This window comes from Bacteroides sp. AM54-2NS (assembly GCF_003602935.1).
Taxonomy (GTDB): Bacteria; Bacteroidota; Bacteroidia; order Bacteroidales; family Bacteroidaceae; genus Bacteroides; species Bacteroides xylanisolvens.
Window position 1 is genome coordinate 41,628 of record NZ_QTMZ01000032.1, and the last position, 21,079, is coordinate 62,706.

5 protein-coding genes and 5 pseudogenes are annotated in these 21,079 nt (G+C 43.5%); 9 read left to right on the plus strand and 1 reads right to left on the minus strand.

The features are described 5' to 3' along the window. The first annotated feature begins 17 nt into the window (after positions 1–17). From DXA05_RS18030 to DXA05_RS18065, 8 genes and pseudogenes are all read left to right on the plus strand, one after another. A complete protein-coding gene (locus DXA05_RS18030; RefSeq protein WP_074556622.1) occupies positions 18–428 on the plus strand; it encodes a hypothetical protein in 411 nt (136 codons plus the stop codon). 12 nt (positions 429–440) lie between these two features. After that, positions 441–2,071 (plus strand): annotated as a pseudogene (locus tag DXA05_RS28440) (DUF1735 domain-containing protein). 35 nt (positions 2,072–2,106) lie between these two features. Next, on the plus strand, positions 2,107–3,090 hold the full coding sequence (locus DXA05_RS18040; protein ID WP_128859452.1) for a glycoside hydrolase family 43 protein: 984 nt from the start codon (positions 2,107–2,109) through the stop codon (positions 3,088–3,090). 140 nt (positions 3,091–3,230) lie between these two features. Further along, positions 3,231–6,418: pseudogene (locus DXA05_RS18045) on the plus strand (TonB-dependent receptor). Between the two features lie 20 nt (positions 6,419–6,438). Next, complete coding sequence (locus DXA05_RS18050) at positions 6,439–8,325, plus strand: RagB/SusD family nutrient uptake outer membrane protein (protein ID WP_032855758.1); 1,887 nt, start codon at positions 6,439–6,441, stop codon at positions 8,323–8,325. A gap of 22 nt (positions 8,326–8,347) precedes the next feature. After that, the gene (locus DXA05_RS18055; RefSeq protein WP_128859453.1) at positions 8,348–11,431 is read left to right on the plus strand and encodes a SusC/RagA family TonB-linked outer membrane protein; all 3,084 of its coding nucleotides are present in this window, start codon (positions 8,348–8,350) and stop codon (positions 11,429–11,431) included. A gap of 25 nt (positions 11,432–11,456) precedes the next feature. Beyond that, positions 11,457–13,252, plus strand: a pseudogene (locus DXA05_RS18060) (RagB/SusD family nutrient uptake outer membrane protein). Between the two features lie 29 nt (positions 13,253–13,281). Further along, positions 13,282–14,183: pseudogene (locus DXA05_RS18065) on the plus strand (DUF1735 domain-containing protein). A 440-nt stretch (positions 14,184–14,623) separates the two neighbouring features. Here DXA05_RS18065 and DXA05_RS18070 read toward each other — a convergent pair. Continuing rightward, positions 14,624–18,633 (minus strand): annotated as a pseudogene (locus DXA05_RS18070) (two-component regulator propeller domain-containing protein). Between the two features lie 208 nt (positions 18,634–18,841). Here DXA05_RS18070 and DXA05_RS18075 point away from each other — a divergent pair. Next, complete coding sequence (locus DXA05_RS18075; protein WP_128859454.1) at positions 18,842–20,905, plus strand: alpha-L-arabinofuranosidase C-terminal domain-containing protein; 2,064 nt, start codon at positions 18,842–18,844, stop codon at positions 20,903–20,905. Positions 20,906–21,079: the final 174 nt, after the last annotated feature.

Genomic DNA, 21,079 nt, shown 5'->3' on the forward strand with positions numbered 1-21,079 from the left:
CTTAAATTTATTCGCTTATGAAAGTAATATATGTAGTGTTGGTATGTTTGTTGGCTTTCACCTCTTGTGCGGAGACGGAATATGCCGAAAACGGGGTTGATAAGAAGAATATAACAGGATATACCGAAGTTGGGTTTTATAGTTTGGATGGAATTTGTACTTTTACAGAGCAGGAACAACTTCAGGCTGCAATTAATCCTAAACGGTTGACTTATCGCCTACAAAATTCGGATCAAAGCAAATACATTCATGTGAAGTTTGACGGGAAGCCCACGGCTGTTGGTCAAAAGATAAAGACTGAATTCTCATTCCAAGGAGTTTCTTTCCTCAAAGAAGGGATGGAGATGGAGGTAGTTCGTATAGACGGAGATAAAGTTTGGTTGTCAGGAGATAACGTCGGTATAGTAATCCCTGTTTTTAATAATTAAAAGAAAGATATTATGAAAAGATACATTCCTATTGTAGCGTCATTAATGGTGTTTTCGTTGATATCATGTGGTGAAGTCATGGATCTGACACAGCCGGAAAAGGCTGAAGTTACCTATTCCAATATTACCTTGTCGCTTTATCAGACAGGCAAATATGATTTATATCTGGATGAGCCGGAATACCAATATAACATTATGGTGGAGAAAAGCCATTGCGAAAAAGAAGCAAAGGCGAAATTGGCTGTTGTCGATGCCAAAGAGTTTGGTGAAGAATATCACCTCTTACCTGTGGAATATTATGATCTGGATGGAAATAATTTTAATTTTAAGGGGGACGATGTCCTGCGTATGGTAAATTTGCGCTTCCATGATTTAGGTACGCTTGACGGATCAAAGAAATACGTTCTCGGTTTGAAACTGGTTTCCGACGATCTTGCAGTCAATCAAGAGAAAAGTACAATGACTTTCTTCCTGCAACAGAAACAGGGAGAAATCGACAACCCTTATACCGTGGCGACAACGAGCGACTTGATAACTCTCGGAGAGAAACTCAAAGATGGTAAGACGATCTATGCAAGATAGAGAATGATATTGATTTGCAAGGTGTAGACTGGCAACCGATAGAGACCTCGGTTTCCAAACAACTTGTATTGGATGGAGGCGGACATACGATTCGTAATCTGAAAGTAAATACTTCCTCTTCTGTTAATCAGGGATTCTTTGGATTGTTGGTTGGTAAGTGTTCCAATATAAACTTTGAAAATGCGCAGATTACAGCCAATCAAAAGTTGACAGGAGTTCTTGCCGGACATGTTGGAAATGCTTCAGCGGCAGGAGTTGTTGAAAATGTACGGGTATCTGGTACGATAAATCTGACTTCAGGAACAGGACCGACTGCTTGGGAGAATGGACAAGCTGGTGGTATATGCGGAAGAATTCAAGGAGCGGAAAGTAAAATCTATCAATGTTCTTCAGAAATGAGTATTAATGCTACATGGTCTGCTGGTGGTATTTGTGGAGAAGCAAAAGGAGGCGCTACTATTACTCAATGTTATTTTGTAGGAGATATTGTCACAAAGTCATGTGTTGGTGGTATTGTAAGCAGGATGTTTCAGGGTACTGTTACTCATTGTTATTCATCAGGAGTGGCTAAGTCCTATCCTAATGTTACACCTCCGAATCCCGGAGCTGGTATTGCAGGACTTGTAGAGCCGAGCCCAACAGCGCTCATCTCACATTGTTACTCTGAATGTGAAATTGCTGCTCAAAATCAAGTAGGAGGCATTTTGGGACTTGCCAATAAAGGAACAGGAGTAACAGTGACACGTTGTGTGGCTTGGAATTCTTCCTTATATTCGAATGGTGCACCTAAATCAGGAAGAGTATGCGGACGTTTCGATAAAAATGAGGCAAATAATTGTTATGCCAATCCGAATATGGAGTGCCGTTTTTCAGCTAATACACCTGCAATAGTAGATGAGGTAGTTCCAAATTATTCGGCAACTGTTAATGGTGCTGACCGTTATAACGGACTTTCTACCATACCTACTCTTATGGCAGCAGTAAAGGCTCTTCAATGGGATGAGTCTATTTGGGATCTTTCAGGAGAGAAGCCTCGTTTGGTTTGGGAATTGGCTCAATAAATGGTTTTATAAAATAAATCGTAAGAAATATGTTTATGAAAGAATGTAAGACTATCCAAAAAGTAATTTTCATATTAGCGGTGATATGTGTATCTATCACCCAATCATGGGCGGATTCATGGAAAGAAATATTCTTTGCCGATCCCACTATCTTTGTGGAGAACGGAAAGTATTATCTCACAGGTACACGCAATCGGGAACCGCAGGGTTTTGCTATCCTCGAATCGACCGACTTGAAGCATTGGACTGTGCCTAATGGAAAAGATTTGCAACTTATATTGAGAAAGGGAGACCAAGCTTTCGGTGAAAAAGGCTTCTGGGCACCTCAATACTTTAAGGATAAAAGAACTTATTATTTCACTTATACCGCTAATGAGCAAACAGTAATTGCTTCCTCAAAATCGGTATTCGGACCTTTCCGGCAGAAGGAAGTCAAGCCGATAGACGCTTCCGCTAAGAATATAGACTCTTTCCTATTTAAGGATGATGATGGGAAGTACTACCTATATCATGTCCGCTTTAATAAAGGTAATTACCTTTGGGTAGCCGAGTTTGACATAAAGAAAGGAAGTATCAAACCGGAAACATTGAAACAATGTATGGACTGTACGGAGCCTTGGGAAAAGACTCCGAACTATAAGTCTGCACCGGTGATGGAAGGACCGACTGTTATGAAGTGGGACGGGGTATATTACCTCTTCTATTCTGCCAATCATTTTATGAATATCGACTATTCGGTAGGTTATGCCACTGCTTCTTCCCCTTTCGGTCCGTGGAAAAAGCATCCGAACAGTCCGATCATTCATCGCAGTCTCGTAGGAGAAAACGGATCAGGACATGGAGATGTATTTAAAGGTCTGGATGGAAAATATTACTATGTTTACCACGTTCATCGTTCAGATTCCACCGTGTCCCCTCGTAAAACACGTATTGTTCCGCTCATCCTGAAGAAAGGAAATGACGGCGTATACAACATCACCGTAGACAAAGAGCATGTCATAAAGCCAATGTGGAAGTGATTTGTTCAGAAATGTAGTAGAGAAATCTATTTTGCACATTTGTACGGGTTTTAAGGAGATTCTTCCCTTTCATTTGAAGATTTTCCCGCTTAATTTGTGCTATGAGATAAAGAATTTGTTAACAGTTAAAAATAATGTTTATGAAAAGGAACAGACTTTATTTTTCTTTCTTCTGTCTTTGTTGCTTTTTGCTTTGTGCGCTGGACGTGCAGGCACAACAAATCTATTGGAAGGGACAAGTGAAGGATGCAGTATCCGGTGAACCGATGATTGGAGTCAGTGTTCGCGTGAAAGGTACGGGAAGCGGTACGATTACTGATTTTGACGGTAATTTTACTGTGAAGGCATCGAAAGGAGACATACTTGTCATTTCTTATGTGGGTTATAAAACTCTGGAACTGGATTTAAAGAATAAAACGACTTTAGGAGTAATCTCTTTAGGAGAAGATACGGAGACACTGGAAGAAGTGGTAGTGGTTGGATACGGTGTACAGAAAAAGGTATCCAGTGTCGGTTCCATTGCTACTGCAAAAGGAGATGATTTATTAAAGATAGGTAGCGTGAACTCCGTTTCCGAAGCCTTGCAAGGTCAGATGCCGGGTGTGGTTGCCATCAATTCCACTTCAAAGCCGGGAGCCGATAAGGCTTCTTTATTGATTCGTGGTAAGTCTACCTGGGGAGAAGCGGAGCCACTGGTATTAGTGGATGGTATCGAACGTGACTTCAACGATGTCGATGTGAACGAAATCGAATCTATTTCTGTACTGAAAGACGCTTCGGCAACTGCGGTTTACGGTGTGAAAGGTGCGAACGGCGTTATCTTGTTGACAACCAAACGCGGACTCGAACAGAAACCGGAAATCTCATTCACAGCTAACTTCGGTTTTAAACAACCTTCTGCTGCTCCTGAATGGTCTGACTATGTGACCTCTATGAAACAGTATAACAGAGCACAGGCCAATGATGGTAATTGGGGAGCAATGGTTCCCGAATCTACCATTGCCGCATGGGAGAATGCGTATGCTACCGGAAATTACGGCCCGTATAATGATGTCTTTCCTGAAGTGGACTGGTGGAAAGAACTGGTAAAGAATGTAGGTTATGAACAGGCTTATAATCTTAATGTACGCGGTGGTACGAAGAAAATGAGTTATTTCGTTTCTTTGGGTTATTTGCATGACGGAGATATTTTTAATACCACCAAACAAGAGGATTTCGATCCTTCTTTCTCCTACCGTCGTTATAACTGGCGTAGTAATTTCGACTTCAATATAACAAGTACCACCAAACTGTCGTTCAATGTGGCCGGTAAGATGGGGTATCAGAACCAACCGTCTTATTATGAGAATGTTGATTCTCCGGATGAGCGCTTTTTAAAACGTTTTTCACGGCTCCAAGTAATGAATTTCCGATTAAATATAGCAATGGAATATGGGGGGACGGGTTAAGTTCCGATCAGAATATAGCCTGTCTGATGAACGAAGGAGGTAGTCGTAATATCAAACAGCATCAAGGTTTCTACGATGTAATCTTGAATCAGAAACTAGACTTTATTACAAAGGGGCTATCATTGAAAGCATCGTTGTCTTATACTACTTCTTCATCATGGACCACCCAGTTGATGCCGGGTAAGGTTTTGGGTAAAGACGATTTGGTTGCCCAGCGTACGCATATTCGTATTAATCGTGTGTATGATTACACGAATCCTATTTATAATGCTGACGGAACAATTACTTATAATTATACCGAGAAACGCTATCCGGATGAAAATGCTCCCGGAGATTTGCCTGTTGGTGGTGTTTATGACGGTTTCAAGGCTTACGGACGTAAACTTTATTACGAATTAGCATTGAATTATAGTCGCCAGTTTGGCGATCACGATGTAAGCGCCTTATTTGTGTTTAACCGTAAGATGAACGAATCAACCAATACTGCTAATTCGGGTGTGATGAACTTCCCGGCTTACGAAGAAGACTGGGTAGGCCGTGTCACTTACAACTTCAAAGAGCGTTATCTTGCTGAATTTAACGGTGCCTACACTGGTTCGGAAAAATTTGCTCCGGGACGCCGTTTCGGATTCTTCCCCTCTGCCTCTATTGGTTGGCGTATCAGTGAAGAACCATGGGTAAAGAAATTGACCAAAGGTGTACTGACCAACCTGAAAGTGCGCTATTCGTATGGAGTAGTTGGTAATGATAAAGGTGCTACCCGTTTCAACTATATTCAGAAGTTTGAGCAACTATCTGCCAATGCGCAGTTTGGTAAATATCAGACCAGTAACTGGGGACCTTTATACAAAGAAGGAAAATTGGCCGACCCCGATGCTACCTGGGAAGAATCTATTAAGCAGAATATCGGTATCGAAATAGGTTTGTGGGGTAAACTAAACTTTACTGTGGACTTGTTCGATGAAAAGCGTAATAACATTTTGATGACACGTAATACGATTCCGTCATGGGCCGATAGTGGTATTGCTTTTCCGCAGGTGAATCTGGGTAAGACTAAAAATCACGGTCTTGAACTGGATATTGCTTGGAACGACCGTATTGGAAAGTTTAATTATTACGCGAAGTTTAATTTTGCAACCAGTGAGAACCGTGTTGTCTTTATTGATGACCCGAAGAATCAGAGCGAATATTTGAAAAAAGCCGGAAAGTCAATCGGATATGTGAATAAATACCTGGCAACAGGAAACTTCCAGTCATTGGATGATATTTATAACTCGGCGCAGTCCACTATTGCCAATGGTACACATAATACATTGATTCCGGGAGACTTGTATTACATCGATTATAATGGTGACGGCATGATTGATGCCAAGGATATGGTTCCGATGAAAAACCTGAACTATCCGACTACTACCCTCGGATTTACATTGGGAGGTTCTTACAAAGGAATCGGATTCAATATGTTGTGGTACAGTGCTATGGACATTTATAAAGAAGCGATTCCTTCCTATTTATGGGATTTCCCGGAAGGTAATATCAAGGCTCAACCAAATACGTTGAATACATGGACAGCCGATGCTCCGATTCAAGGCGGTCCGATTCGCCCCAGTATTCATGTTCAGAGAAGTTATAATTCGGTGGCTAGTACATACACATATACCAACCATGCTTATCTTCGCTTGAAGAACCTGGAAGTGAATTATCAGATTCCGAAGCGTTGGTTGCAGCCTTTACGTCTGACAAAACTGCAAGTATATGTCAACGGTACCAATTTGTTGACGTTCTCGAAAGGTGATTCCCGCCGTGACCCCGAACATTCGGGACAGAATGTTTATCCGGTGGTGAGACGTTATAACATTGGTTTTAGATTAGGATTATGAGACACTTTAAATTTGCTGATATGAGAAGACATAAGTTGAATTGGATATGGATCATTCTATTGGGGTTGTTTGTAGGAAGTTGTGAGGACTATCTGGACCGCTCTCCCGATGACGGACTTTCCGAAGATGATGTTTATAAAGATTATAGCAGTTTGTTAGGGTTCATGGACCGCATCTTTCAAAATGATGATATATTAATCTTTACACATGGTATCAACTCTTATTCGAATACATACGTAACGGTAGGTAATTTATCGGATGAATATGCATCCGTTCGCGATAATGATCCGTCGAAGTTTGTCAATGCAGGTAACTGGCTGGAGAATGCCGGTACACGTTTCGAAATAGGAAGTAAAAGTGATGGGAAGAATTTCAAAAGTGCTATTTCTCGTGCTTATACCGGACTTCGTATCGTGAACCGTGTAATTAGTGGAGTAGATCAAGTGAAATCCATCACAGACGACCAAAGGAGAAAACTGTTGGGACAGGCCCATTTCCTGCGTGCCTACTTCTATTTTGAGATTATCAAACGATATGGCGGAATGCCCATCTTTGACCAGCTTTGGGGAGCATCGGACGACTTTGACTTTCCCCGTAAAACTTATCAGGAATCCAATGCTTGGATGCAGACTGACTTGGATAAAGCCATTGAATATTTACCTATAAGCTGGCCTGACGAGGAACATGGACGGCCTGACAGAGTAAGCGCCATGGCATTAAAAGCGATGACACAGCTTTATGCTGCCAGCCCTTTGATGCAGAACGACTTGAATTCTATTGAAAACAAAGGATATGGAAAAGAGATGGCTGCTGAAGCTGCCCGTAGTGCGCAAAAGGCGATCAATGCTATTGAAAGTCACGAATATTATCGCCTGATGAATCATGACGAATATCGTAGTATTCAGCTAATGCCTAATTCCAATCAATTCGCACAGCCGGAATATTTATGGTTCCTGCGTTGGCATCATGGCAACTGGTCTGCTTTCGTCAGAGCGCAATGGCTGACACAACCATACGATAATAAAACCGGTGCCGAAGGTACTCCTTATAATGCTCCGACACAAAATGCGGTAGATATGTACGAACGTAAGGGAGCCGACGGTAAATACTATCCGATTACTGATCCGCGTTCCGGTTATGATGCGGTAAAGACTACCAATCCTTATTCGGATAGAGACCCTCGCTTCACGAATAATATCCTCGTGCCCGGTGAGCAATGGGGGAAGAATTTACAGGGTGTTCCCTATTATCTGACTACTTATTCGGGTGGTTACTCCGAGAACTTCATTTCTACCAATCAGTTTACGAGAGGCTCTCAACAGACCGGATATATGTGCAAGAAGTTCATTTGGCCGGAAGCAAGTGTGCCTTTGTTTGGTGAAGCTGGTTTCCAATTATATCGTTTGGTGGCTGTGTACATTCGTGTTTCACAAGTTTATCTGGATATGGCAGAGGCTTCATACGAAGCGACAGGTGATCCGGATGCAGTCGTTACGGGTTGTACGATGTCGGCCCGTCAGGCTTTGAATAAAATCCGTGTAAGAGCCGGAATCGGCGAACTACCGGATGGAGTGGATTTTAGAGAAGCTTATCGTCGGGAACGTGGTGTGGAATTGATGTTCGAAGGACACCGCTGGTATGATATCCGCCGTTGGATGATTGCTGAAGACCTGTTTAAGGGTGAATATCCGATCATGGGTGTCAAAGCAACCCCGATCAATCATTCTTATACGGCCGACCAGTTGAAAGTGGAAAAAGCCTGCACTTATAAGTTGACCGACTTTACTTACGAGTATGTTCCGGTGAGGACAGCCGTGCGGACGTTTAACAAGCGTAATTATTGGTATCCGCTACCGATGGATGAAGTGGCGGCTTTGGATAATCTTCAACAGAACCCCGGATGGTGATACCTAAAATAAAGAAAAGTATATGAGAAACAAGATTAGATATATAAGACTGATAGGGCTCATATTTGTCCTTATCGTTGGCTCTAGCCTGACTTTCGCACAAAATAAATCAAAGAGAAAGTCGGCGAAGAAGCCTTTGGTGGAAGTAGTTTCTATTGTTACCGACGAGAAAGGTAGCCCGTTGAAGAATGTTTCTATCATTTGTGGAGAAGGCGCAGTCGTTCTATATACAGATGCAAAGGGACGTTTTCAGACGAAGGTCGAGAATGACGCAACCGTCATGGTGGAGGCTTTGGGATATGAAGATAAAGTGTATAAGCTGACAGGCAGCAATATCGTTCCTGAAAAGATTGTCCTGAAGAAAGAGCCTCTGTTCCTGACCGAAGAATCGCTGGTGAATAGAGCCGATGGTGGCAAGACATATAAAGGGAATGAAGTAGGTGCAACGAGCGTACTGGAGAACGGACAGTTTGGAACCTTCCCTGATTTGACGCTGACTAATATGCTGCAAGGTAAAATGTTAGGTCTGCAAGTTCGCTCCACAGTCAGCGGATTGGGTAATAATACTCCTGATTTATTTATCCGTGGCCAGCATGGCATGTCGGAGAATACAGCTATTGTTATCATCGATGGTGTGGAACGTCCGGCAGCGGATTTGATTCCTGAAGAAATCGAACGTATCGAGTTGCTGAAAGATGCCACTGCCAAGATTCTTTATGGGGCGCGTGCTGCGAATGGCGTACTTTGGGTGACTACCCGCAGAGGAAAGGCCAACCGCCGCATTTATAACGCAACCGCCGAAGCAGGTGTGGTACAGATGACGCGTACTCCTGATTTTCTGAATTCTTATCAGTATGCTAATCTGTACAATGAAGCGCGTGCAAATGACGGATTGACTCCTTACTATAATCAGAAACAACTGGAAGGATATAAAAACTCCAAAGGAGCCAATGACCTATTGTATCCGAACGTCGATTTGTACGATCAGTTATTGAACAAAAATGCCAACTATCGGAAAGTATCGTTCGATATGACGGGAGGTACCGACAGAGTGCGTTATGCCCTGATTGCCGGATATGTAGGAGGTAGCGGATTTGAAGACGTTACCTATACTCCGCAACTGCACCGTCTGACTCTTCGCGGAAACCTCGACTTCAATGTAACGGATTTCCTGACTATATCCGCAGACGTTGCCGGACGTATGGAAATGCGTAAATGGGGGCAATTGGACTGTGGTCAGGTATTTACGGCCCTGTCTACGCATCGTCCGAATGAATACCCGCTGACTATGTCACCGGAAGAAACCGGACTAGCCAGCTCGGACGGAATTCCTTTGTTTGGCGCAAGTCTGCTGCGTCCGATGAATGCATACGCGGAAACAATGTACGGAGGATATACGGATGAGCGTTATACACGCAGCCAGACCAATATCGGTTTGAAATTCGATCTTGATATGCTGACAAAAGGGTTGAAAGCCGGTGCTTTCCTTTCTTTCGACAACTATGATTACCTGCAACTCTCTTTGAGCAAAGTCTATCCGACGTATGCCATCAAGACATATCGTGACTTTGCCGGTGAGGAACAAATTATGTACACCCAGATGAAGAAAACAGATGTAGCCACTTCACAAAGCCGGAAGTCGACTACCTTGCAACAGACATTGGGTTGGAATGCTTTTGCCGGTTATGAGAATACATTCAACCAAAAACATGATGTATCGGCACGGCTGACTTACATGTACTCAAAAACAACGAATCAGGGAGTGACCCAGGACATCATCAATGCAAACTACGCATTGCGCTTGAACTATATGTATGACCGCCGCTATGCTGTGGAAGCCGACATGGCATTGATGGGAAGCAACCGTTTCAAATCGGGAGATAAATACTTCTTCTCGGCAGCAGGCGGCCTTGCCTGGATTCTAAGCAATGAAGATTTCCTGAAAGACAATGAATACGTGAACTTCCTGAAACTGAAAACCAGTGCCGGTATATTGGGCTATGACAGAAGCACGGAACATTTATTGTATGAACGTGCCTGGTCGCAAGACGGCAGCTTCCGGTTCGGAACAACGAACAACGGTGCTACGGCTTACTATTCCACTTTTGTCCGTGCAGGCAATCCGAACCTGAAATGGGAAAAGGCAGCAGAATGGAACATCGGTGTGGAAGGCCTGTTCCTGAACAACCGCTTATATACCGAAATAAACTATTTCCGTGAGAAACATACGGATATCATTGGTTCTGTTGATGCCTCTTACGGGGATTATACTGGCAACTTTACCTACCAGGATAACATGGGCTCCGTCTTGAATCATGGTATAGAAGGAATGTTCACTTGGAGCGACCGTATCAACGACTGGTCTTATTCGGTAGGAGCTAATTTCGTATGGTCTAAGAATAAAGTATTGAAATGGAACCAAGTGAAACATGGTGAAGAATACCGTTATACAGTGGGGCGTTCTACCGATGCTATGATGGGACTGGTTGCCGAAGGATTATTTGGCAAAGATGTAGCCATCAACGGACATGCCCCCCAGACGTTTGCCGATTATCAGGAAGGCGACATCGCCTACAAAGACCTGAACGGCGATAAGATCATTGACGGTCGTGACGTAAAGGAACTCGGAAACTCATTCCCACGTACTACATTGGGCATCGATTTCAATGTAAGTTACAAAGGCTGGGGATTGTATCTTCAGGGATATTCCGAACTGGGCGTTCACACTTGGGCAACAAATGCTTATTATTGGAACAATGGAGAAGGTAAATACTCTAAACTGGCATTAGATCGTTATCATCCGGCAAACAATCCGACCGGAAGTTATCCGCGCCTGACAACCACTGCCGGTGAGAACAATTTCCGCAATTCTTCTTTCTGGTTGAAGAATACAAGCTTCTTCCGTATGAAGAATGTTGAATTGAGCTACACGTTCAATCAGTTCTCCCCAAGTTCGGTCGTGAAGAAGATGAAGGTTTTCGCTCGTGGTGCAAATTTGTTTGTGCTTTCTTCCGTGAAAGATTTGGATCCTGAATTGCTGAATGCCGGTGTGACAAACTACCCGGTGACGCGTACTTTTACAGGCGGAGTCTCTTTTGTATTTTAATTTTGAACAATTAATAGATGGCAATATGAAACATATATTAGGAAGTTGCGTTTTAGCAGGTCTGTTTCTCTTTTGTGCTTGTGACGACACATTGGATACAAAGGTGACATGGCAGATCGGAGACTCTGATACCTGGAGAGTGCCGGAACTTGCTCAAGGCGTACTATATAAAGCTTATAATGGCATAGCCAACCGTCCGGATTGTTTTGAAGATAACTTTCTGGATTGTGCTACCGATAATGCAGTGACTAATCTGCGCAGCTCTTCTGTCTATAAATTAAATATGGGTGGGATGACAGCGTTTAACAACCCAATCGGAAACTGGAGTAATGCGTACAACATGCTGAACTATGTAAACTCTTTCCTCGAAAACGGCTTAACCGACCAAGTGCAGTACAACCGCACCGACCCGGAAGTGGACAAGCAAATCAAGCTGCGTCTGGAAGGTGAATCGTATTTCCTGCGTGCATGGTGGCATTTTGAGCTATTGAAGATGTACGGCGGAAAGGCGAAGAATGGAAAAGCGTTGGGTATTCCGTTGGCAGATCATTTTATTTCGCAGGATGAGGCCGCGCAGAACGGTGAATTTCTTCGTCCTACTTATCAGGCAACAGTCGATTTTATCGTCAACGATTTGAATAATGCCATCGAGTTATTGCCGAACGTGTATCAGGGAGATGACTTGGAGTTCGGTAATACACAAATCGGTCGTGCCACGAAAGCGGCGGCAGCTGTTCTGAAAAGTCGTGCGCTTTTATATAGCGCAAGCCCTGCCATGCAGGATGATGACGTGACGAAGATCACCGGCATGGGACAATTCGAAATACTGAACCCTACGGTTTACCAAGCAAAATGGGAAGCGGTAGCCAAAGAGATCAATAAGATTCTGGCATGGAAGGTTTCGGAACTTATGTTCCTGTTACGGCTTCCTCCATTGCCGATGTTCAGACGGAAAGTTCCGATTATGCTTTCCGCAGATATTTTAATAATAACCTGTTGGAAGGCCTTCATTTCCCGCCGTTCTACTACGGAAGTGCCCGTGCCACTCCTTCTCATAATCTGGTAAAGGCTTTTTATGCGAAGAATGGTTATCCGGCAACCGATGTTCGTTCCGGTGTCGATCTGTCTGATCCTGATTTCGATCTGACGCAGCTTTATGCCGTACTGGATAATCGCTTTGCGCTGAATGTCTACTATCATAGTGCTACATTTGGCGATTCCGGTCAGCCGTTGGATATGTCCGAGGGTGGAAAAGATTCTCCTTCGTTTAGTGAGAATGCTACACGTACGGGTTATTATCTGGCTAAATTCGTTTCCAAGAAATCGGCTATGCTGAATCCGATTCAGACGTTAAACTCGGTTCATTACAATCCTTTGTTACGGAAATCGGAAGTTCTTCTTAACTTTGCCGAAGCTGCCAATGAGGCTTGGGGCAACCCGACGGTGAAAGCCGAAGGATGCCTGTATTCTGCATACGAAATATTGAAAACAATCCGTTCGCAAGCCGGGGGTATCAATTTTGATCTTTATCTGGATGAAATGGCTCAAAGTAAGGACTCGTTCAGAAAGTTGATTCAGAACGAACGTCGCTTGGAATTTACTTTCGAGAATCATCGTTATTTTGATATGCGTCGTTGGGTATTACCGTTGAACGAAGAGGTGGAGGGTGTTGCCGTTACCCGCAATGAAGATGGCACATTCAGCTTCAAAGTACAGAAAGTGGAACAACGGAAATATGAAGTGAAAAACTATTTCATGCCATTACCGTATGCAGAGCTGGAAAAGAATAAGAATCTAATGAATAATCAGGGTTGGGAATAACGTGCTGTTGATATAAATACTTATTTACAATGAAAAGACTAAATATATTATGGATAGGGCTGATAAGCGTTCTGATGACTGCTTGTTATGACGATTATGAAAAGGACTACGATGAGAGTTCTGTGTACTTTGCTTCGCAAAAACCTTTGCGGACACTGGTAGCCGATACAGATATGTCGATAAAGGTAGGAGTGGCTATTGGCGGTAAAAGAGAGGTGCATACCGATGATTGGGCTACGTTCGAGATTGATCCGTCTTTACTGGAGGGTACGGGCTTGACACTGATGCCGGAAAACTATTATCAGTTGGCTAATCCGAACAAGATGACAATTAGCAATCCGAATCTGGCAATAGCAGATGTGAAAGTGACTTTCTCCGATGCTTTCTATAATGACGATGCCGCTTTGGATAAGCATTATGCCATCCCTTTCCGGCTGGTCGATCATAATCAGGATGAAGTAAGTACCGACGTGAACGGTCAGTTGAAGGATTACAGCATTGTAGTTGTCAAGTTCGTCAGCCAGTATCATGGGACATACTTTGTGAAAGGGAAAGTTACTAACTTATCCACCCAGCAGGTGACTGAATACAATAACAAGGATTTGAGTCAGAATATGACCCGCGACTTTGTTTCGTTAGGTAGAAACAAATTACGCAGACCGGGTTTCGGAAACACATTGGAAAATAATGAGTCGGTAAATCTGACAGTCAATCCGGACGGAAGCGTTACTATCGAAGCCGGAGGAAGTGTTGCTATCATAGATGCGTCCGCCTCATTAGATCCTGCAGCCGAATCGTTGGAATTTGTAGGAAAGCAGCCAAAGTTTACGCTTTCTTATAAGTACACGAAAGGTGGCGTCACTTATCAGGTTGACGAGGAACTGATTCGTCGTCAGAATCCGGAGCTGATTTACGCTTCCAGGAATGGTAGAATAGGTATTAGTCGATTATAGATTTCTATTGCTCGCCGGTAATTAGCTACATCAGTGAATGTTGCAGATTAATTACCGGCGATATCTTTTTCTGTTGGGCGTAGTTGATTTACAATATATACCTACTTGCCCTGTTGGCTATTAATAGCTAACTTCCTTTTGATATAGACCAAACTTCTTTTTGCCGGTTGGATAACTTCCTTTTTCTTCATTCCAAACTATAATTGCAAGCTTTGTTTTTATAAACGCAAGTTGCGTTTATAAAAACAAAGCTTGCAATTATATAAACGGAACTTGCGTTTATAGTTTGAAATAGGGCAAAGACAACTTTACTATGAAGGGAAGAGATCTTTGCAAAGGGAGCAAAAGAACTTTTCTATTAATAGTTGACACGTTGTCTAAGGGTAGGTTGAATTTCTGAAGCAGTTACTTTTGCTTTCTATTTCAACTGTTTGAGAAACTCTGTCGGAGTGATATTAAATTCTTTCTTGAAACACTTTGTAAAGTAGTTCGGATCTGATATACCGACGGCAAATGATGCTTCGGAGACATTCATACCATTCAGTAAATGAGTTTTAGCCTCTTTCATTTTGATCGTCCGTATGAATTGAGTGATGGAGCATCCGGTGAGTGATTTCAGCTTCATGTGCAACAGGCTGCGGCTGATGCGGAGATGGGCTGTGATTTCCGTTACTCCGAAGTCTTCCTTGGTGAGGTTCGCCATAATCAGTTCCATCAGTTCTTTCATGAATATTTCATCCCGCGGGTTGTTGGTTATTTGCTTGATGTTCAGTTCTTCTGCCTGTTTGAAGTGTTCAATACTCTGTTTCCGGCTCTTTTGGATATTTTGTACCAGCAGTTCCAGATTCTTGGCGTTGAAGGGTTTGGTGATATATGCATCGGCTCCACGCAGATAACCTTCCGTATGGTCGTTTTCATCAGTCTTTGCAGTCAGGAGGATAACGGGGATATGCTGGTCGTTACGTCCTGTTTGACACGTTCCGTGAATTCCAGGCCGTCCATCACCGGCATCATTAAATCCGATATAATGAGGTTGGGCAGCTGTTTGGCTATCTTCTTGCAGGCTTCTGCACCATTATACGCCCGTATAATATCATATTTCTCGCTGAATATACTGGCGAGGTAATCATTCATTTCTTTGTTGTCCTCCACAATCATAATAGATTCCCGGGCAGGATCTTTTTCTTTGTTGGTCAGCTTTTCGGGAATGAGTTCGATGGTTTCCTTGATTCGCTGGTTATATTTCTGTATTTCTTCGGTCGTGATGTTCTCGGACGAGCGTTCATCGGGGTTGTAAGCATCCTCGGATACATTCAGGGTAACGATAAAATCCGAACCTTTGTTGATTTCGCTTTCTACCCGGATTTCCCCTTTGTGCATGTGTATGAGCGAACGCGTAAGCGATAATCCCAGTCCGAATCCTTCGCGATGGTCGCGCTTCTCAACTTGGTAGTAACTTTCAAATATTTGTTCTTGAGCTTCTTTAGGAATCCCCCTGCCATTGTCTTTGACGGAGATTTGCACAAATGTTCCTTTCTCTTCTTTTATTAGTTTGGCACTCAACTTGACGTATCCGCCGGGCTGGGTATATTTAAATGCGTTTGAGAGCAAGTTATAAAGAATCCGTTCCAGCTTGGAAGGCGAGAACCAGACTTCCTCTTCGGTGTCTTCCAGATTGACGATGAAGTCAATTTCCCGTTCTCCGGCTACAATGTCAAAGATGTGCGACAGTTCTTCCAGAAAGTGCATGATGTCTCCCTTCCGGACGCTGATACGCATCTGTTTCATCTCGATTTTACTGAACGTCAATAGTTCATTAATCAGATAATTCATCCGGTTGGCGTTTCGGTAGATGACTTCCAGTTTCTCTTTATCGTTGTTGCTGATTTGTGGCTGCTGGATCAATCGTTGCAGAGGTGATAGAATCAGGGTCAGCGGTGTTTTCAGGTCATGGGAGATGTAAGTGAAGAAATTGATCTTCTGTTGATTCATATTCTCTATGTTGACGCGTTGTTCATGCTCCGTTTTCAGTCGCATGAGCAGGATGATACGCGTTTTGGTATATCTGTATGCGGCGTAAATGATTAATAGGAAGAGTAGTGCATAAACTAAATATGCTCCCGGTGAGAGCCACCAAGGAGGAAGGACTCTGATGGCAAGGTCCTTTTGGCCCGTTTCGTCCCAGTGGATACCATCTTTGCTGGCTTTGATCTTTAAGATATATCTTCCTGAAGGCAGATTGGAGAAGCGTACCTGATGCTGGTTGCCTACAAACTGCCAGTCCTTGTCGATACCTTCCATTTTCATCGCATATTGAGTGTTGTCGGTATATTGATAATTCAGGCCGGAATATTCGAGACGCAGGGATTGGGCTTGTTCGTGCGTCAGGGTGATCTCTGTCAGTTCGGAGATAGAGGAAGGGATGAATGCTTTCTCATTGTTGGGCGACATATATTCGCTGTTGCTCCAAATGGCAGTCAGTGCAATGTTGAAACGGGGATTGACGGAGCGTACCTGTTCCGGGTAGAAAGAAATCATACCGTTGATAGTTCCGAAATACAATTCTCCGTCAGGCTTCTTGCAGGCGGAGGAGTAGTTGAACTGGTTGATGGGCAATCCGTCGGCCGTGGTATATCGGTCAATGCTTCCTGTTTGGGAATTGATACAACAAAGTCCGTTTCCGGTACCTACCCAAACATTACTCATCTCATCTTCAATGATACCTTTGATGGCGTTGGATCCCAACTGTTCTTTACTGTAAAAGGCGATAATGCTACCGTTGCGGTCTGATACATAAAGCCCGTTGTTGTCTGTACCTATCCATATCCGTTGATGTGAATCGGGGTAGATATAGGTGATGTAGAGATCGGTATGCGGCAGGATAGGGAGCGAGGTTACTTTCAGTGTATGGGTATTGATCTGAAATATACTGCCTTTTCGGGTTCCTGCCCAAAGTATACTGTCATTAAACTGTACCAGGTTAAAGACACGGAGAGATGAAATCTTTTCTGGGCGGGAGTTCGCTTTCTTCTTGTCGATCAGGAATAAGCCGGAAGGGCCTCCGTACCAGATATGATCGTTCTTGTCTTCGATGATACAGAAGCCGGAAGAAACCTCATCCGACAATAGATTATAGTCCACCGTGCGGTTTAGATGCGGTATATAGTGAAGAGCTCCTTTCAGGAATAGTCCGAGCCACAAGCTGTTATCTTTGTCGAGCCATAAAGAATGTATGTTCTTGGCGTAGATTTGCATTTGCTTGTGAAGCCGTTCGGCACGGGTGATTTCTTTCTTATTGTTCAGGTAGTTCAATCCGCCATCTTCGGTGGCGATGTACAGACCATTGTCCGGAGCATTGATAATCTGGCGGACAGCCTTTCCGCTCAAATGATTGAAACTGGCTCCGTATGGATATATCTGAAACTGGTCGGAACCGAATATATAATAATTGACTCCTCCGAAATAGGTTCCCACCCACATATTATGAGCCTTGTCCTGATAAAGGCTGTAAATGGGAGAATCGTTCAGCGCACTTAAATCCCGTTCCGATTGTTCGTAATGTGAAATCAGTTGGTAGAGTTTGTTGAAGACAAAGATGCCATACTCCGTGCCTACCCATATATTCCCCGTATGGTCGGTTGCCGCACACCGGAAGTCTTTCACTTCAAGGTCTTTCGAGAGATTACACAGCGTATTGCTTTGTATATGATAGACGAAAAAATCGTTGTTAGTATTAAATAAAAGCTGGTTGGACGAGATCAGGACGGCATTGTTGCATTGCTGTGTAAAAGGCTGGATGAGAGTCGGGAGGGAAACGAACTGTTTCTTCTCCAGACTGTATCGCATCAGTCCTTTGTTGGTGTCTATCCATAAGGTTTTGTCTCCGTCCTCCGCAAGGTATCTCACATGAGGTTTTTCTTCATCGAGAAGAAAAGGAATGAACAGACTGTCTTGTTCATTGTAGCGATAGAGTCCGTTGCTACAAGCTGCCAGAAGCACACCATCGCTGGTATTCAGGAAACAAACATCATCCTTAGTGTTCCCTTTAATCTGGTAACGACTGAAATCTTCTGTCTCGTAGTTATAGCTGCAGATGCCCTGATCGGTAGAGATCCATAGAATGTTACGGAGCGAATCGTTATATAAGCGCGTGATGAAATTGTGGCGGAGTGAGGTGCTGTCGGCTTCATTATGTGCGAACAGGTTGATATTATAACCGTCATATCGGCACAATCCGTTGCGTGTACCAAACCAGATGAACCCGTGGTTGTCCTGGGTGATTGCATTGATCGTATTATGCGGGAGTCCTTCAGCTATACTTAGCTGTTTGAAGCGTATGTTATTATATTGAATCTGTCCCGTCGACAAGCTTGTATTTAAGAGCACGAGACTAAATAAGAGTACGAATTTAAGTAAGGTGGTTCTCATGGCTTTTCTGATTGATTTTCACGACCTAAAGATACGTCTTTTTTTGTTTTGAACAGTCGTAGAATTGTTCAAACGGGCAGCACTCATGTTCAGTTTGCCGCTTCGCTACAGATTTTTATACATGATTGCAGGTATTAAGCATTATTTTTCTGTTTTTCTTGGATAGAAAAGACCACATTTGCAATGTGAAACTCTAAAAACAAATGCTATGAATCATTCGACAGTCAAATCCTTTACGTTTGGTATCGGTCTGTTTTTCACATTACCTCTGGTATATGGGAATAGTTCCTCTCCGTCTTCCTCCGATGGAACGTTGTATATCAATAAATCGAAAACCCACAAAGTGGCTCCCGTAAAGTACGGTTTCCATTATGAGGAAATAGGAATGATGGGCGAGGGTGCTCTGCACGCCGAACTGATACGTAATCGTTCGTTTGAAGAAGCTACACCGCCTGCCGGATTATCTGTGAAGAATGGTCTTTATGAAAATGTCCCGGCTCCCCGCGTTAAAGAGAAAAAGGTGTTTCAGGCCGATCCGCTGATTGGATGGACGACTTATCCGTTATCATATACTCCTGTATTTATCAGTCGCACGGATGAAAATCCGATGAGCGGGGAAAATAAGTATTCGATGCTGGTTAATGTCACGGAAGATATTGCGAACCATTCGGATGCTCTGATTCTCAACCGTGGATATTATGGAATGAACCTGAAGACAGATACGTCTTACCGCCTTTCCTTGTTTCTGAAGAACAGGAATTATTCCGCTCCGTTACGTGTATTTCTGGTTGACGAATGGGGACAGCGGGTGAGCAATGTGATCGAAGTGAATGTAGGAAATCGGGACTGGACAAAATATACCGGTGAACTGAAACCGGAAAAGAACGTCCGGCGTGGAATGTTTGCCATACAACCGATGTCGAAAGGACAATTTCAGATAGATGTCGTTTCCCTGTTCCCGTCCGATACCTGGAACGATGGAAAATCCGTATTTCGTAAAGACATTGTTCAGAACCTGAAAGAGTTTTCTCCCAGCTTTATCCGTTTTCCGGGCGGATGCATCGTGCACGGAGTCAATGAAGAAACGATGTATCACTGGAAAAAGACGCTCGGACCGATTGAAAATCGTCCGGGACAGTGGAGCAAATGGGCGCCTTATTACCGTACCGACGGAATCGGTTATCATGAGTTTTATGAATTGTGCGAATATGTGGGAGCCGATGCGATGTATGTGATGCCTACGGGTATGATTTGCAGCGGTTGGGTGAAGCAAAGTCCACAGTGGAATTTCAGACACATTGATGTCGATCTGGACGCTTATATCCAGGATGCGTTGGATGCCATCGAGTATGCTATTGGTGATACAACTACGAAATGGGGAGCCGAACGGGCAAAGAACGGTCATCCTGCTCCTTTCCCGCTAAAATATATCGAGATTGGAAATGAAGATTTCGGACCTGTGTATTGGGAACGTTATGAAAAAATCTATCAGGCGTTGTCCGCCAAATACCCCGACTTGGTTTATATAGCCAATAGTGTCATCCGTGTAGTCGGAAGAGAGAATGACGACAAACGGAAAGATATTCCCAATTTTGTCAACCCGAAGAATGTAAAAGTGTTCGATGAGCATTATTATAACTCAATCGAATGGGCTTGCGAACAGCATTATCGTTTTGATAACTACAAACGGGGTGTTGCCGATCTATTTATCGGCGAATTGGGTATTAGCGGAAAATATCCTTATAACCTGCTGGCTACCGGAGCCATCCGTATGTCAATAGAACGCAACGGTGATTTGAATCCCTTGTTTGCCGAACGTCCGGTGATGAGGCATTGGGACTTTCTGGAACACCGTATCTTCCTGCCGATGTTGATTAATGGAGTAGACAGTAGCGTAAAGACTTCCTTCTTCTACCTGGCGAAGATGTTCAGGGATAACACGTTTGACGTGTGTCTGGATGCAGCGATCAAGGATATAGAAGGTTTGCAGAACATCTTTGTTACGATGGGATATGATACGGCCAGCAAACAATATATCCTGAAACTGATAAACCTGCAGGATAAAAAAGTCACTCTACAACCGGAAGTTTCCGGCTTCAAACGTCCCGTCAAGGCACATAAAACAAGCCTGGTACTGGTTCCGGGAAAAGAAAACACCCCGTTTACCCCGAATGAAGTCCAACCGGTAGAGACGGAAGTCGGACTGGACCTGAATCAACCGCTCGAACTGGAGGCCGCTTCCATGGTTGTATACCGTTTTAAATTGAAATGATAAATGGGAATTTAGCAGTTAGGCTGAAAGCCTTACAATTATATATTTATTGGGGTGCCCTGAAAGGGCTTAATTACATAGCGTAGGGCAACGCCCTACGAAAAAGACACACCAGCCACAAGCCCTGAAAGGGCGGAACTGTATACAATTATGCCCTTTCAGGGCGCAAATTCA